This window comes from Gordonia sp. PS3 (assembly GCF_041950545.1).
GTDB classification, from domain to species: domain Bacteria; phylum Actinomycetota; class Actinomycetes; order Mycobacteriales; family Mycobacteriaceae; genus Gordonia; species Gordonia sihwensis.
The window spans coordinates 3029297-3044929 of sequence record NZ_CP169524.1 but is presented as its reverse complement, the minus strand read 5'-3'; the positions used below and the strand labels follow the sequence as shown (position 1 = coordinate 3044929).

At 69.0% G+C, this 15633-nt stretch carries 12 protein-coding genes; all 12 read left to right on the top strand.

Annotated elements, in window-relative coordinates; genetic code table 11:
- Nucleotides 1–11 precede the first annotated feature (11 nt).
- The 12 genes from ACE11G_RS14015 (at nucleotide 12) to purH (ending at nucleotide 15589) form a co-directional block, all read left to right on the top strand.
- A complete protein-coding gene (locus ACE11G_RS14015; protein WP_082781317.1) occupies nucleotides 12–626 on the top strand; it encodes a TetR/AcrR family transcriptional regulator in 615 nt (204 codons plus the stop codon).
- A 164-nt stretch (nucleotides 627–790) separates the two neighbouring features.
- Entirely contained in the window at nucleotides 791–2362 is a 1572-nt protein-coding gene (locus ACE11G_RS14010) for a carboxyl transferase domain-containing protein (RefSeq protein ID WP_006894660.1), read from the top strand.
- Between the two features lie 5 nt (nucleotides 2363–2367).
- The gene (locus ACE11G_RS14005) at nucleotides 2368–4446 is read left to right on the top strand and encodes an acetyl/propionyl/methylcrotonyl-CoA carboxylase subunit alpha (RefSeq protein ID WP_006894661.1); all 2079 of its coding nucleotides are present in this window, start codon (nucleotides 2368–2370) and stop codon (nucleotides 4444–4446) included.
- A 129-nt stretch (nucleotides 4447–4575) separates the two neighbouring features.
- Complete coding sequence (locus tag ACE11G_RS14000; protein ID WP_062367651.1) at nucleotides 4576–5724, top strand: acyl-CoA dehydrogenase family protein; 1149 nt, start codon at nucleotides 4576–4578, stop codon at nucleotides 5722–5724.
- On the top strand, nucleotides 5721–6221 hold the full coding sequence (locus tag ACE11G_RS13995) for a MaoC family dehydratase (protein WP_006894664.1): 501 nt from the start codon (nucleotides 5721–5723) through the stop codon (nucleotides 6219–6221). Before ACE11G_RS14000 ends, ACE11G_RS13995 begins: the two co-directional genes overlap by 4 nt.
- Nucleotides 6222–6247: 26 nt before the next feature.
- On the top strand, nucleotides 6248–7102 hold the full coding sequence (locus tag ACE11G_RS13990; protein ID WP_101841611.1) for a CoA ester lyase: 855 nt from the start codon (nucleotides 6248–6250) through the stop codon (nucleotides 7100–7102).
- Nucleotides 7103–7175: 73 nt separating this feature from the next.
- Nucleotides 7176–8828 (top strand): AMP-binding protein, encoded by a 1653-nt coding sequence (locus ACE11G_RS13985; RefSeq protein WP_375002603.1) that lies wholly within the window; start codon nucleotides 7176–7178, stop codon nucleotides 8826–8828.
- Nucleotides 8825–10783, top strand: a complete 1959-nt coding sequence (locus ACE11G_RS13980) for an acetoacetate--CoA ligase (RefSeq protein ID WP_082781316.1) — start codon at nucleotides 8825–8827, stop codon at nucleotides 10781–10783. Before ACE11G_RS13985 ends, ACE11G_RS13980 begins: the two co-directional genes overlap by 4 nt.
- A gap of 109 nt (nucleotides 10784–10892) precedes the next feature.
- Nucleotides 10893–11798, top strand: coding sequence for a DUF5336 domain-containing protein (locus ACE11G_RS13975; protein WP_375002601.1), 906 nt, complete (start codon nucleotides 10893–10895; stop codon nucleotides 11796–11798).
- Nucleotides 11799–11932: 134 nt separating this feature from the next.
- On the top strand, nucleotides 11933–13360 hold the full coding sequence (locus ACE11G_RS13970; RefSeq protein WP_375002599.1) for a DUF6350 family protein: 1428 nt from the start codon (nucleotides 11933–11935) through the stop codon (nucleotides 13358–13360).
- A 49-nt stretch (nucleotides 13361–13409) separates the two neighbouring features.
- Complete coding sequence (purN, locus tag ACE11G_RS13965; RefSeq protein WP_222111768.1) at nucleotides 13410–13991, top strand: phosphoribosylglycinamide formyltransferase; 582 nt, start codon at nucleotides 13410–13412, stop codon at nucleotides 13989–13991.
- A complete protein-coding gene (gene purH / locus ACE11G_RS13960) occupies nucleotides 13988–15589 on the top strand; it encodes a bifunctional phosphoribosylaminoimidazolecarboxamide formyltransferase/IMP cyclohydrolase (RefSeq protein ID WP_045539346.1) in 1602 nt (533 codons plus the stop codon). The genes purN and purH overlap by 4 nt, the downstream gene beginning before the upstream one ends.
- Nucleotides 15590–15633: the final 44 nt, after the last annotated feature.

Below are 15633 nucleotides of genomic sequence, written 5' to 3'. Positions count from 1 at the left end.
TCGGCAGCGTCATGTCTTCGCAACCCGTCCCGACGCCGCGACCGGCAACTCGCCGTGAACAGGCGAAGGCGGCGCGGCGCGTGGAGATCCTGTCGGCGGCGGCCAGGCAGATGGCCCAGCGCGGCTACAACGGAGTGCGGCTGGAGGACATCGGCGCCGAGGTCGGGATCAGCGGCCCGGCCATGTACCGGCACTTCCAGTCCAAATCCGAGCTGCTCGACACGATTCTGATCGACATCAGCGAGCGGCTGCACGACGGCGGCGTGGCCGCGGCGGCCGAGGGCGGAACACCGGTCGAGGTGCTCGAACGACTCATCGAGTTCCACATCGACGTGCTGGTGACCCGGCCGGACCTGATCAGTGTGCAGGACCGCGATCTGTGGTCGCTGTCGCCGCAGGCGCGGCACCGTGTGCGTTCGTTGCAGCGCCGGTACGTCGAGGTGTGGGTGCGGGTCCTGATGGATCACGCGGCCGACCGCGGCGTCGCACTCGAGGCCGTGGAGGCGCGGGTGCGCATCCACGCCATGTTCGGTCTGCTCAACTCCTCGCCGCGGCTTCCGGAGTTTCCCCGGGACCGGCTGCGCGGATTGCTGACCGGAATGGCGATGGGCGCGTTGCAGAGCTGACGGCACGCCGGCCAGGCTCCCACGAGACCGTTTCGGGTCCGTGCGAGGGCGCCTCAGCTGCACAATTCACTCATTCCGCTGTGAGCCCCCGCCAGGGACTGGCGAATGTGGGCGCCGTCACCTATCCTGTATTTCAGTTAATCGAAGCTAACTGAAAGGGCGGCATGACGGCGACATCCTCTTCAGACGCGCATCACGCCAACGTGGCCGTGTTGCGGACCCGGCTGCTCGCCGCGGCGCAGGGCGGCGGCGAGAAGGCGCGAGAGCGACATCTCTCGCGCGGCAAGCTCCTCCCACGCGACCGGATCGACGCCCTGATCGATCCGGGTTCGCCGTTCCTGGAGGTGGCTCCGCTCGCGGCCTACGACATGTACGACGGCAAGGCTCCGGCGGCCGGCGTGGTGGCCGGCATCGGCCGGATCCACGGCCGCGAATGCATGATCGTCGCCAACGACGCCACGGTGTCGGGCGGCACGTACTACCCGGTGACCGTCAAGAAGCATTTGCGCGCGCAGGAGATCGCGTCGCAGAACCGGCTGCCGTGCATCTACCTGGTCGACTCCGGCGGTGCGATGCTCCTCAACCAGGACGACGTCTTCCCGGATCGGGAGCACTTCGGCCGCATCTTCTACAACCAGGCCACGATGAGCGCGGCCGGGATTCCGCAGATCTCGGCAGTTCTCGGTTCCTCGACTGCGGGCGGCGCCTACGTCCCGGCGATGAGCGACGAGAACGTCATCGTGCGGAACCAGGGCACCATCTTCCTGGCGGGCCCGCCGCTGGTGAAGGCTGCGACGGGCGAGGACGTGACCGCGGAGGAACTCGGCGGCGGAAGCATGCACTCCACCGTCTCCGGCGTCACCGATCACCTCGTCGACAACGACGAGCAGGCACTGGCCAAGGTGCGCGAGATCATCGCCACCCTCGGCCCGCGCGAGCCCGCGCAGTGGGAGACGGTGCCCACCCGCGCGCCGCAGCGCCCGCAGACCGACATCTACGACGTGGTGCCGACCGATTCGCGGATCCCGTACGACGTGCGCGAGGTCATCGAGATCCTGTCCGACGGCGGCGAGTACACCGAGTTCAAAGCCGGCTACGGCACCTCGCTGGTGACGGCGTTCGCGAAGATCCACGGTCACCCGGTCGGGTTCGTGGCCAACAACGGCGTGCTGTTCAGCGAGTCGGCGCTCAAGGGAGCGCACTTCATCGAACTGTGCGACCAGCGCCGCATCCCGCTGATCTTCCTCCAGAACATCACCGGTTTCATGGTGGGTCGCCAGTACGAGGAGGGCGGCATCGCCAAGAACGGCGCCAAGATGGTCAACGCCGTGGCCTGCGCACGCGTGCCCAAGCTGACCGTGATGATCGGCGGCTCGTTCGGCGCGGGCAACTACTCCATGTGCGGCCGCGCATACTCGCCGCGCTTCCTGTGGATGTGGCCCAACGCCCGGATCTCCGTCATGGGCGGACCGCAGGCCGCAGACACCCTGGCCACGGTCCGTCGGGGCGGTATCGAACGTTCCGGCGGCACTTGGTCGGCGGAGGAGGAAGAGGCCTTCAAGGCGCCGATCCGCGATCAGTTCGAGCGTCAATCCGACGCGTACTACTCCACGGCGAGACTGTGGGACGACGGGATCATCGATCCCGCCGATACCCGAACCGTGCTGGGGCTGGCCCTGGAGGCCTGCCGGTACGCGCCGCTCGACGATCCCGCCTACGGCGTCTTCCGGATGTGAGGGACATGCACGTGAACACCACTACTGACACTCGCAGCATTCGCAAGGTCCTCGTCGCCAACCGCGGCGAGATCGCCTGCCGTGTGATCGCCACGCTCCACGACATGGGCATCAAATCGGTGGCCGTGTACTCGGACGCGGATGCGGACGCCCCGCACGTCAAGGCCGCGGACGAGGCCGTCCGGCTCGGCCCGGCACCGGCGACGCAGAGCTATCTGCGGATCGACGCCGTCATCGAGGCGGCCCGGCTCACCGGTGCCGACGCCGTGCACCCCGGCTACGGCTTCCTGTCGGAGAACCAGCAGTTCGCCGAGGCGCTGGCCGAAGCGGGCATCATCTTCATCGGACCGCCCGCATCGGCGATCGCCACGATGGGCGACAAGATCACCGCGCGCGACGCGGTCACCAAACGCAGCGTGCCCGTTGTCCCGGGCATCTCCCGTCCGGGCCTGACGGATCAGGAACTGATCGACGCCGCGGGCGGCGTCGGCTTCCCCGTACTCATCAAGCCGAGTGCGGGCGGCGGCGGCAAAGGCATGCACCGCGTGGAGGACCCGTCCGGACTTCCCGAGGCGCTGGCCACCGCGCGTCGCGAAGCGGCGTCGGCGTTCGGCGACGACACCCTGTTCCTCGAACACTTCGTGCTCACGCCGCGGCACATCGAAGTGCAGATCCTGGCCGACGAGCACGGCAACGTGATCCATCTCGGTGAGCGCGAGTGCTCCCTGCAGCGCCGCCACCAGAAGGTCATCGAGGAGGCGCCGTCGGCGCTGCTCGACGAGGCCACCCGGCAGCGGATCGGCGAGGCGGCCTGCGATGCGGCCCGCAGCGTCGGCTACACCGGGGCGGGAACCGTCGAGTTCATCGTCTCGGCCACCGCGCCCGAGGACTTCTTCTTCATGGAGATGAACACCCGGCTGCAGGTGGAGCATCCGGTGACCGAGATGGTGACCGGTGTCGACCTGGTGGAGCAGCAGGTGCGGATCGCCCGCGGCGAGAAGCTGGCCTTGACGCAGGACGACATCGTGATGACCGGTCACGCGGTGGAGGCACGCGTCTACGCCGAGGATCCGGCGCAGGGATTCCTGCCGACCGGTGGCGAGGTGACGCGGCTGTCGTGGCCGCGTGCGGCCTCGATGGAGCCGGCTCGGCTCGCCACCGGGGCTCAGCGGCCCGGTGTCCGCGTCGACAGCGGCATCGAGGAGGGGTCGGTGATCGGCAGTGATTACGACCCGATGCTGGCCAAGGTGATCGCTTACGGCACCGATCGCGCCGAGGCGCTCGACCGTCTCGACGAGGCCTTGTCGGAGACCCGGCTGCTCGGCGTCGTGACCAACATCGGCTTCTGCCGTTACGCGCTCGCGCAGCGCGATGTGCGCGACGGTGTGCTCGACACCGAACTGCTCGACCGGATCGCCGCCGACTACGCCGCCCCGATGCCCGATCCGCACGCGCTGGTCGCGGGTGCGCTCGGCGCTCTGGACCTCGGCGACCCGGACGATCTCTGGTCGTCCGCGATCGGCTTCCGCATCGGCGCACCGTCACCGGTCCTCGCGCGGCTGGCCGAGTCCGGGCACGTCTACACGGTGTCGGCGCAGATCGATCAGAACCGCACGCCGCGGCCGGGGACCCTCGACGCACACGTGACGATCTCCTTCGAGGATCTCGACCGCGAACCGTGGCAGGCCCCGGTGCGGCTGCGCCAGGTGCCCGGCGACGCCTTCGACCTGATCGTCGACGGACGTTCGCACCGCTGGGAGGTGGCGGTCGACGCCCGCGGCGGTCGCCGCTGGGTGTCGGGCCGGCCGGGAACCTGGATTCTGCACACGGTCCGTGCGCTGTCGGAGCACGATGAAGGCGATGCCGCGGGCCACATCGTCAGTCCGATGCCGGGCACCGTGGTCGCGGTGCCCGGGGTCGACGGCGAGCAGGTCGCGGCCGGCGACCCGCTGGTGGTGGTCGAGGCGATGAAGATGGAGCACACCCTTCGCGCTCCGATCGACGGAACCGCGTCCATCAAGGTCCGGGTCGGGGACAAGGTGGACGCGCAGCAACTGCTCGCGCACGTCCAGGTCGACGACTGAGCCGCTTCGACGCGAACCACGTCAACGACACACGGCTCCCCAGCCAGAGACTTTCAACCCCAGACAGCGATCCACAGACAGCGCCGGACCGATGGACCCGGCCCCACATACGACGAGGAATCTCACTCCATGGAACTGACGCAGGAATACACCGACCTGGTGAACACGGTGCGCGACTTCGCACAGCAGGTGGTGGCGCCCGTCTCCGCCGAACACGATGAGAAGAAGACCTTCCCGTACGAGGTCGTCGGGCAGATGGGCGAGATGGGCCTGTTCGGCCTGCCGTTCAGCGAGGAGTTCGGCGGGATGGGCGGCGACTACTTCGCGCTCGCCCTCGCACTCGAGGAACTCGGGAAGGTCGACCAATCGGTCGCGATCACGCTCGAGGCCGGGGTCGGTCTCGGCGCGATGCCGATCTACAAGTTCGGCACCCAGGAGCAGAAGGAGACCTGGCTGCCGGATCTGCTCGCGGGCCGCCGTCTCGCGGGCTTCGGTCTCACCGAGCCCGGCGCCGGTTCGGACGCCGGCGCCACCGCGACCACGGCACGCGAGGACGGCGACGAGTGGGTTATCAACGGTGGCAAGCAGTTCATCACCAACTCCGGCACCGACATCACTTCGCTCGTGACCGTCACGGCGGTCACCGGGCAGCGCGACAACGGCAAGAAGGAGATCTCGACGATCATCGTGCCCGCCCGAACACCGGGTTTCACCGCTGAACCCGCGTACAACAAGGTCGGCTGGAACGCCTCCGACACCCACCCGCTGAGCTTCGACGACGCGCGCGTGCCACGGGAGAACCTGCTCGGCGAACGAGGCCGCGGCTATGCGAACTTCCTGTCGATCCTCGACGAGGGCCGGATCGCCATCGCCGGTCTCGCGACCGGCGTCGCCCAGGGCTGCGTCGACGAATCGGTCAAGTACGCCCGCGAGCGCAAGTCGTTCGGCAAGGCGATCGCCGAGTTCCAGTCGGTGTCGTTCGCGATCGCCCGCATGGAGGCCCGGGCGCACGTCGCGCGGATGGCGTACTACGACGCCGCCGCCAAGATGCTCGCGGGCAAGCCCTTCAAGAAGGAGGCCGCGATCGCCAAGATGATCTCCTCGGAGGCCGCGATGGACAACGCCCGGACGGCGACGCAGATCCACGGCGGCTACGGCTTCATGAACGAGTACCCGGTGGCCCGGCACTACCGCGACTCCAAGATCCTCGAGATCGGCGAGGGCACCACCGAGGTGCAGCTCATGCTGATCGCGCGATCGCTGGGACTGCCGGCATGACCGCGGCCGACGGCGGCGCCAAGCACGTCACGCAGCGTGGGCTCTGGTTCGAGGAGTTCGAGATCGGCACCGTCTACGAACACCGTCCCGGGCGCACCATCACCGAGGCGGACAATACGTTCTTCACCACGCTGACGATGAACACCCAGGCCCTGCACTTGGACGCGGCGTGGTCGGCCACGCAGCCGGGCTTCGGCGGTCAGCGGCTGGTGAACTCGATGCTCACGCTGTCGACGATCGTCGGGCTGTCGGTGGCACAGCTGACTCAGGGGACGCTGGTCGCGAATCTCGGCTTCCACGACATCGCCTTCCCGGCACCGATGTTCGCCGGCGACACCCTGTACGGCGAGACCGAGTGCACCGGCAAGCGGCTGTCCAAGTCGCGTCCGGGCGAGGGGATCGTCGACCTGACGCACATCGGCCGCAATCAGGACGGAGTGATCGTGGCCCGTGCCTCGCGCTCGACCCTCGTGCGCGTTCGACCCGAAGGGGAATGACAGTGTCCGGAGTGAGAGGGTCGGGAATGACAGGGTCCACAGCGCAATCCTGGACGCCGGCCGGACCGGCTCTGCTGTTCTGCCCGGCCGACCGCCCCGAGCGGTACGCCAAGGCGCTCGACCGCGCCGACATGGTGATCCTCGATCTCGAGGACGCCGTCGCCGAGGTCAACAAGGCCGACGCCCGGGAGGCGTTGATCGCCGATCCGATCGCGGCCGACCGGGTGATCGTGCGGATCAACCCCGCGGGCAGCGTGGAGCATCAGCGGGATCTGGACGCGGTGCAGTGCACGCCGTATCGGGTCGTGATGCAGGCGAAGGTCGAATCCGCGGCGCAGATCACCGCGCACGGACTGCCCACCATCGCGCTCATCGAGACACCTCTCGGCGCGGTTCGTGTCGAGGAGATCGCGGCGGCGCCCAACTGCGTCGGCCTGATGTGGGGTGCCGAGGATCTCGCGGCCGGGATGGGCGGCACGTCGAGCAGATTCGGTGCGGACGAGCCGGGCACCGGCGGCTACCGCGACATCGCCAGGCACGTCCGGGCACGGGTCCGGCTCGCGGCCGCGGCCTTCGGTGTGGCGGCGATCGACGCGGTCCACATCGACATCGCGGACGTGGACGGACTCGTGGCGGAGGTCCGCGACGCCGTCGCCCAGGGTTACACGGCCACCGCCTGCATCCATCCGAGTCAGGTGGAGCACATCCGCGCCGGCTACGCACCGTCGGCCGAGCGCGTCGAATGGGCCCGCAAGGTGTGCGACGGCGCCCTCGCGCACGACGGCGGCGTGTTCGCCGTCGACGGGCAGATGATCGACGGCCCGGTGATCGCCCAAGCCCGAGCGATCCTCGCCCGGGTGATGCAGCCTCCCGCCGGCTGAGCCGGCACTCGCCCCCGCATCCGACCGACCCACCCGACCCCCACGAGACACCTCAACCCTCACGGAGGACACCATGACCGGCACAGCCGCCGCCCCCTCGTACGCGATCGGGGAGACCGAGCCCCCACTTCTCACCCAGACGATCGGTGCGACCCTCGCCGCCACCGCGGGCAGCTATCCGGACTCCGACGCCCTGATCGACGCCGCCGTCGACCGGACCTGGACGTACGCCGAGTTCCGCCGCGACGTCGTGGCGTTGGCGGCCGGACTTCTCCGGCACGGGGTGACGCCGGGCGATCGCGTGGGGCTCTGGGCTCCGAACCGGTTCGAGTGGGTGCTGACTCAGTTCGCGGCCGCCGAGATCGGCGCGATCCTGGTCGTGATCAATCCGTCGTACCGGCGCCACGAGCTCGCGTACGCACTCAAGCAGTCGGGCACCTCGCTGGTGCTGGCGGCCACGAGCTTCCGCGACTCGGAGTACGCCGTCATGCTCGAGGACGTGCGCGACCAGACGCCGGACCTGCGCGAGGTGGTGCTGTTCGAGTCGGATGCCTTCGCCGAGATGCTGACCCCGCCGTCGGCGGCGGAGGTGGCCGAGATCGCCGAGATCGCGGCCGGACTGAACCCGGACGATCCGATCAACATCCAGTACACGTCCGGTACCACCGGAGCGCCGAAGGGCGTCACGCTCACTCATCTCAACATCGGCAACAACGGTTATCTGGTCGGATCGCTGCTGGAGTACACCCAGCACGACCGCATCTGCCTGCCGGTGCCCTTCTACCATTGCTTCGGCATGGTGATGGGCAACCTCGCGGCGATCGCCTTCGGCTGCGCCATGGTGATCCCCGCCCCGGCCTTCGATCCGAAAGCCACACTCGCGGCGGTCGAGAAGTATCGGTGCACCAGCCTCTACGGCGTGCCGACGATGTTCATCGCCGAGTTGGCTCTCCTGGACTCGAGCGCCGACGAGGGCACCGCCTTCGACCTGTCCTCCCTGCGTACCGGCATCATGGCGGGCTCGCCGTGCCCGGAGCAGGTGATGCGCCGGGTGATCGACGAGATGAACATGTCGCAGGTGTCGATCTGCTACGGCATGACCGAGACCAGCCCGGTCTCGACGCAGACGCGCATGGACGACGACCTCGACCTTCGCGTGGGGACGGTCGGCCGTGTCGGGCCGCACTTGGAGATCAAGATCGCCGACCCGCTGACCGGCGAGACCCTGCCGCGCGGTGAGACCGGCGAGTTCCGCACCCGCGGGTACTCGGTGATGAAGGGCTACTGGAACGATCCGGAGAAGACCGCCGAGGTGCTCGACGCCGACGGCTGGATGGCCACCGGCGACCTCGGGGTCATGGCCGACAACGGATACGTCAGAATCACCGGCCGCATCAAGGACATGGTGATCCGCGGCGGAGAGAACATCTACCCGCGTGAGATCGAGGAGTTCCTCTACACGCATCCGGACATCATCGACGCCCAGGTGATCGGTGTCCCGGACGAGAAGTACGGCGAGGAACTGATGGCCTGGATCCGGGTTCGCGAAGGCGCGGACGAACTGACCGCGGACTCGATCCGTGAGTTCGCCACCGGTCACATCTCCCGTCACAAGATTCCCAAGTACGTGCAGATCGTCGACGAGTTCCCGATGACCGTCACCGGCAAGGTGCGCAAAGTGGAGATGCGCGAACGCGCGATCGAGGTCCTGGGGCTGGGGTCGTGACCGTCTTCGATCGTTTCGCCGAGAAGTTCTCCGAACGCGCCGGAGCGCCGCTGACCTCATACGACGACGTCTGGCAACGGTCGGTGACCGATCTGCCGGGCTTCTGGCGGTGCGTGTGGGATTTCTTCGCGCTCGACGAGATCGCCCAGACGCCGCTGGGCGACGGGGACGACGCGGTGCTTGCCGACGACACCATGCCCGGTGCCGTGTGGTTCCCCGGTACGGCACTGAATTACGTCGACGTGGTGCTGAGACATGCGGATCTGCCCGGCGAGGCGATCGTCGGATTGGACGAGGACGGCAACCGCACGTCGGTCACGTGGGCCGAACTCCCGGTTCGGGTCGGCGCCGTCGCGCACGCGCTCCGCGAGGCGGGTGTCGGCCGCGGCGACGTCGTCGCGGCGTACCTGCCCGACATCCCGGAGGCCGTGATCGCGTTCCTCGCCACCGCGTCACTGGGCGCGATCTGGTCGGGCTGCGGTCAGGACTATGCGCCGGAGGGTGCGGCCGGCCGGCTCGCGCAGTTGGAGCCCACGGTGCTCGTCTCCGCCGCGAGCTACCGATACAACGGCAAGGAGGTCGACAAGCGCGCCGACTCGGTCACGCTCGCCGGACTGCTCGGCGACGAGGTGACGCACATCATGGTCGGCGACCCCGGCGCCGGTGACGTCGGCGACCCCGGCGCCGCAGTGGTGCGCTGGTCGGAGGTGATCGCGGACGAGAGTCGCCGTCCCGAGCCGGTGAAGGTCGCGTTCGATCATCCGCTGTGGGTGCTGTTCTCCTCGGGCACCACGGGCCGCCCCAAAGGCATCGTCCACGGGCACGGCGGCGTGGTGCTCGAGCACCTGAAGGCGGCGGCGATCCAGTCGGATCTGGACACCGAGTCGGTCTTCTTCTGGCAGACGGCCCTGTCGTGGATGATGTGGAACTACCAGGTCGCCGGGCTGCTGGTGGGGTCCCGGATCATCACGTACAGCGGTTCGCCGCTCTACCCGGACGCGGACCGCCTCTGGCAGATCGTGGCCGACGAACGGGTCACCTTCTTCGGCACCAGCCCGGGACAGCTGCAGGCCTCGCGCAAGGCCGGACTCCATCCCGGCGCGGACCACGACCTCTCGGCGCTGCGGCTGCTGGGCAGCACCGGTTCGACGCTCGCGGCGGATCTGTTCGGATGGATCGACGAGAACGTGAAGGCGGGTCTGCCGGTGTCCTCGATCAGCGGTGGCACCGACGTCGTGAGCGCATTCGCGGGTGGTACCACGGGAGTGGAGGTGGTCGCCGGGGAACTGTCGGCACGCTATCTCGGCGTCGGACTCGAGAGCTGGTCGCCGAGCGGTCGGCCGCTGATCGGCGAAGTGGGCGAGATGGTCGTCACCACGCCGATGCCGTCCATGCCGGTCAGATTCTGGAACGACCCCGACGGGGAGCGCTACCGGAAGGCGTACTTCGCTCACGAATGGGAGGGCGAGGGCCCGGCTAAGCCGGTGTGGCGGCACGGTGACTGGGTCACCGTCACCGAGCGCGGATCGCTGGTGATCCACGGCCGCAGCGATGCGACGCTGAACCGGCACGGCATCCGCATGGGTTCGGCCGACATCTACGAGGTGGTCGAGGGTATGCCGGAGATCGCCGAGGCCTTCGTGCTCGGCGTCGACGGACCGGACGGCAAATACTGGATGCCGCTGTTCGTGACCCTGGTCCCCGGTGCCGAACTCACCGATGAACTGTCCGCGCGTGTCGCCGCCGAGGTGAAGACTCGGTTGTCGCCGCGGCACGTTCCCGACGAGATGATCCTCGCGCCGGGCATCCCGCACACCCGGACGGGGAAGAAGCTGGAAGTGCCGGTCACGGCGATTCTCGCCGGCCGGAGCGAGGTCAACGTGGATCCGAAGTCGGTCGACGACTACGGCCTCATCGAGTGGTACGCCGAGCAGGGAAGAGCCCATCGCTGGTGATTCGACCGATGGACGGCGTTCAGCGGACAGACAGGGACGTGTATTAGCGTGGACCAGAAGTTCGCCGGCCATCGCCCACGGTGGCCCTAGTCTCACGAGGAGTGATCGGATGACGTACCCGCAGTCGGGGTCTGGCTATGGCCAGGGCGACGCCGGATCCCAGTCGGCCTACGGTCAGCAGTACGGCCAGCAGTCCGGCTACGGTCAGCAGCAGTACGGCCAGCAGCAGTACGGGCAGCAGGCCGGCTACGGCCAGCAGTACGCGGCGCAGCAGCAGTACGGCCAGCAGGGCTACGGCTACCAGCAGCCGCAGCAGCCCGCGAGTCAGGGCCTTCCCGCCAACACGACGACCATCCTCGCCGCCGTCATCGGCGCGCTCGGCGTCATCACGCTGTTCTGCGGCTTCGTGGCGGTCAAGGAGACCGGTCCGTACGGTGCCCAGTACAGCGCGAAGCTGTTCGAGACCGAGTTCGCGACCCCGTACGGTCTGATCGCCGTCGCGGGTGTGCTGGCTCTCGTGACCTTCCTGCTCGGTACTGAGAAGTGGGTCGCAGGCGTGGTGTTCGCGCTGTCGACCGTCGGTGCCCTCATCACGGTGTTCCAGTTCGCGACCGCTGACGCGGGCAAGGGAGCCGGCGCGATCATCCTGCTGATCACCTCCATCCTGGCCTTCCTGGCCGCGGTGGTGTGGCTGCTCATCGAGGCGGGTCAGATCAAGACGGCCGCAGCCGACGCGTCGGCCGCGGTCGCGGCTCCCGCCGCCGCCCACGCGGCGCCGGCGGCGGATCCCGCGGCGTCGTCGTACGGCTACGGCTACGGTCAGCAGGCCCAGCAGCAGGCGGCCCAGCAGCCGGCGGCCGGATACGGTCAGCAGGCGCAGGCCTCCTACCAGCCCGGTTCGAGTTACGGCCAGCCGTCGGCGACACCGTCGTACGGTCAGGCCGACACCCCGCCGGCCTCGGACGCCGGGGCGACCACCGCCTTCGTGAAGCCGGAGGACGCCGACAAGCAGTAGCACTGCTCGCTCAGTCAAGAAACTGTCGAGTTCGTACCCGTACGGGGTACGAACTCGACAGTTTTTCGTTCGGGGCAGGGGAGTGCGGCGCGTCGGCGGGGCTCGACTGCCGGACCGTGACACCCTGGTAAGCGATGTCCGCGCCTTCAACTCCGAATCTGGCGGCCCGTCTTCGGCAGGTCCGTCTGGCCCGCCGTGCCGACCAGGAGCCGAAACTGCCCGCCACCTGGGACGTGATCAAGGTCGGGCTCACCGTTCCGACCGTCGCCTGGCTGGTGTCGGCGGTGACCGTGCTGATCACCAAGGTCGCGGCGGGCGCGGGGTTCTCCAGCTTCGGGTCCGCGACCGCGGCCGGATGGCTCGCGGCCAATCAGACGGCGCTGACCGTCGGCGGCGTCACCATCGGGGTGCTTCCGCTGGTTCCGACACTCCTGATCGGATACGGAACGTACCGGGTGGTCCGTCGGGCGACGGTCGACGCGACCTCGTTCAACGAGCTCCTGCGCATCGCTGGAACGGCTGTGGTCGGGCCACTGGTCGCGACCGCGCTCGCTCTCGCGGTGGTCGCCGACGGCAGTTCGTCCGGTCCGGTGGGCAGTCCGAGTCCGCTCGCCGCGTTCGGCATGACGATCGTGGTCCACGGTGTGGCGGCGCTGGCAGGCGTGGTCCCTCGCGTGATCGGGCCGTTCCTCGATGAGTTCGCCGTCGCTGCGTCCGACCGGATCGGCGCCGAAGCCGGGGTCGCCGCCTTCTTCGCCTTGATCGCCGGGGGCGGGGTTGCCGTGTTCGCGGGCTTCCTCGCGCATCTCGGCGCGGTCTCCGATCTCCTCTCGCGAGGCAACACCTTCGACGGCTACCTCGGGCTGTCGGTGTTGTCGATCCTCTACCTGCCGAACTTCGTGGTGAACGCCGCGGCCGTCACCGCGGGCGCGAGCGCGACGCTGGGCGGCACGACGATCGATGCGCTGAGCACGCATCCGGGGACGCTGCCGCCGGTGCCGATCGCGGCGGTGGTCCCCGGCTCCGATCTCGGCGCCTGGGGGGCGTTGCTCTACGCCGTGCCCGCACTGGCCGGTGTGCTGATCGGCTGGCACACCCGCAGCGACGACCTCGTCGCCCATCTGCGGGCGATCGGCGTGGGGGCGGCGGTGGCCTCACTGCTGATGGTGGTGGCTGTGGCGTTCTCGGGCGGCACGCTCGGCGAGATGGGGGAGGCCGGCGTCAGTGTTCCGCTGGCCGGGGTCTTCACGCTGACCGCGCTCGGGGTGACGGCGACGGCGACCGCCGGGATCCTCTGGCTCAACCGCAGGTTCGGCGGTCGGCGGGCGTCCGGGGCTCCCGACCTGGATCTTGACGAACTGCTCGACGAGCCGGAACCGGTGGACGCGGATGCGGACTCGAACCCGGGAGCGGACGCGGATTCGGACCAAGATCCGGACTCGGGTGACGAGGACGGGACCGAGGCGCTCGACGACGTCGATCCGGCGGTCGCGAGTGGCGCAGACCACGGACCCCCGGCGGGGGACCGACCTCCCGGTTCAGTGCGGGAGTTGCCCAACTAAGCTGTAGGTCGTGACATCAGCCCAGGACGCCCGTGTGCCCGTGGTCGTCATGGCATCCGGCACCGGATCGTTGATGGCCGCAGTCCTCGACCTCGCAGCAACCGACGACGCACCCTTCCGCGTCGTCGGCGTAGTGGTCGACCGCGACTGCGGGGCCGCCGACCGCGCCGTCGACGCCGACCTGCCCGTGATCCTCTGCGAGTTGCGGGAGTACCCCGACCGTGAGGCGTGGGACGCGGCGCTCACCGCCTCGGTCGCGGAGTTGGCCCCGGAGTGGGTGGTCACCGCAGGCTTCATGAAGATCCTCGGCCCCGCATTCCTCGACCGTTTCGGCGGCCGGATCCTCAACTCGCATCCCGCGCTGCTGCCCGCGTTCCCCGGCGCGCACGGGGTCGCCGACGCCCTCGCGTACGGCGTCAAGGTCACCGGCACCACGGTGCACCTCGTCGACGACGGCGTCGACACCGGACCGATCCTCGCGCAGCGCATCGTGGAGGTGCTGCCCGACGATTCCGAAGAGACCCTTCACGAACGCATCAAAGAAGTCGAACGTGTGCTGCTGCCGGAAGTGGTGCATGCGGTCGTGACCCGTGGCGTTGTCACAGATGGACGAAAGGCACACATCAAGTGAATGCACCTGCAGACTCCGGAGCTCGCGCGGTGAAGCGCGCGCTGATCAGCGTCTACGACAAGAGCGGGCTCACCGAACTGGCGACCGCCCTCCACTGCGCGGGCGTCGAGATCGTCTCGACCGGCTCCACCGCCAAGACCATCGCCGGTGCGGGCGTTCCGGTGGTCGAGGTCAGCGAACTGACCGGCTTCCCGGAGTGCCTCGAGGGGCGGGTCAAGACCCTGCATCCGCGGGTGCACGCGGGCATCCTGGCCGACACTCGCAAGGACGATCATCTGGCGCAGCTCGACGAGCTGGGCGTGGCGCCCTTCGAGTTGGTGGTCGTGAACCTGTACCCGTTCACCGAGACCGTCGCCTCCGGTGCCGCCCCCGACGAGTGCGTCGAGCAGATCGACATCGGCGGTCCTTCGATGGTCCGTGCCGCCGCCAAGAACCACCCGTCGGTGGGCGTGGTGGTGGATCCCGCCGACTACCCGGACGCAGCCGCCGCCGTCGCCGGTGGCGGGTTCACCCTGGCACAGCGGAAGCAGCTGGCGGCCAAGGCCTTCCGTCATACAGCCGATTACGACGTCGCCGTCGCCTCGTGGATGACCTCGGTGGTCGCGCCGTCGGAGGAGACCGCAGGCGAACCGGGTGCGACCACCGGCGCGCAGTTCCCCGTGTGGGCCGGCGCCACCTGGAAGCGGTCGGCCACCCTGCGCTACGGGGAGAACCCGCATCAGGCGGCCGCGCTCTACGTCGACACCGACGCAGCACCGGGGCTGGCTCAGGCCGAGCAGCTGCACGGCAAGGAGATGTCGTTCAACAACTACACCGACGGCGACGCCGCCTGGCGTGCCGCCTACGACCACGCCGGACCGGCGGTCGCGATAATCAAACACGCGAACCCCTGCGGCATCGCGGTGGGGGCCGACATCGCCGAAGCGCACCGCAAGGCGCACGCCTGCGATCCGGTCAGCGCGTACGGGGGCGTGATCGCCACCAACCGCGAGGTGTCGGTCGAGATGGCCGAGCAGGTGGCGGAGATCTTCACCGAGGTCATCATCGCGCCGAGCTACGCCGACGGCGCGGTGGACGTCCTCTCGCGGAAGAAGAACATCCGCATCCTCGTCGCGCAGGCTCCGGCCGGGAGCGGTATCGAGATGCGTCCGGTCTCGGGCGGGTTGCTTCTGCAGGAGCGCGACGTGATCGACGCCGAGGGCGACGATCCGGCCAACTGGACGCTCGCCACGGGTACCGCGGCCGACGAGCAGACGCTGCGCGATCTGGTCTTCGCCTGGCGTGCCTGCCGTGCGGTCAAGTCGAACGCCATTCTGCTCGCCTCCGACGGTGCGTCGGTCGGCGTCGGGATGGGTCAGGTCAACCGCGTCGACTCCGCGCATCTGGCGGTGAACCGGGCGGGCGAGCGCGCGGCGGGCGCGGTCGGTGCGTCCGACGCCTTCTTCCCGTTCCCCGACGGTCTTCAGGTGCTGATCGACGCCGGCGTGCGCGCGGTGGTCCAGCCGGGCGGTTCGGTCCGCGACAACGAGGTGATCGAGGCCGCCAAGGCTGCGGGCGTCACGATGTACCTGACCGGGGCGCGTCACTTCGCACACTGAGTGCCGTACGGCACGTGAGGCGCGCATGAACAGCGCTCTCGCCG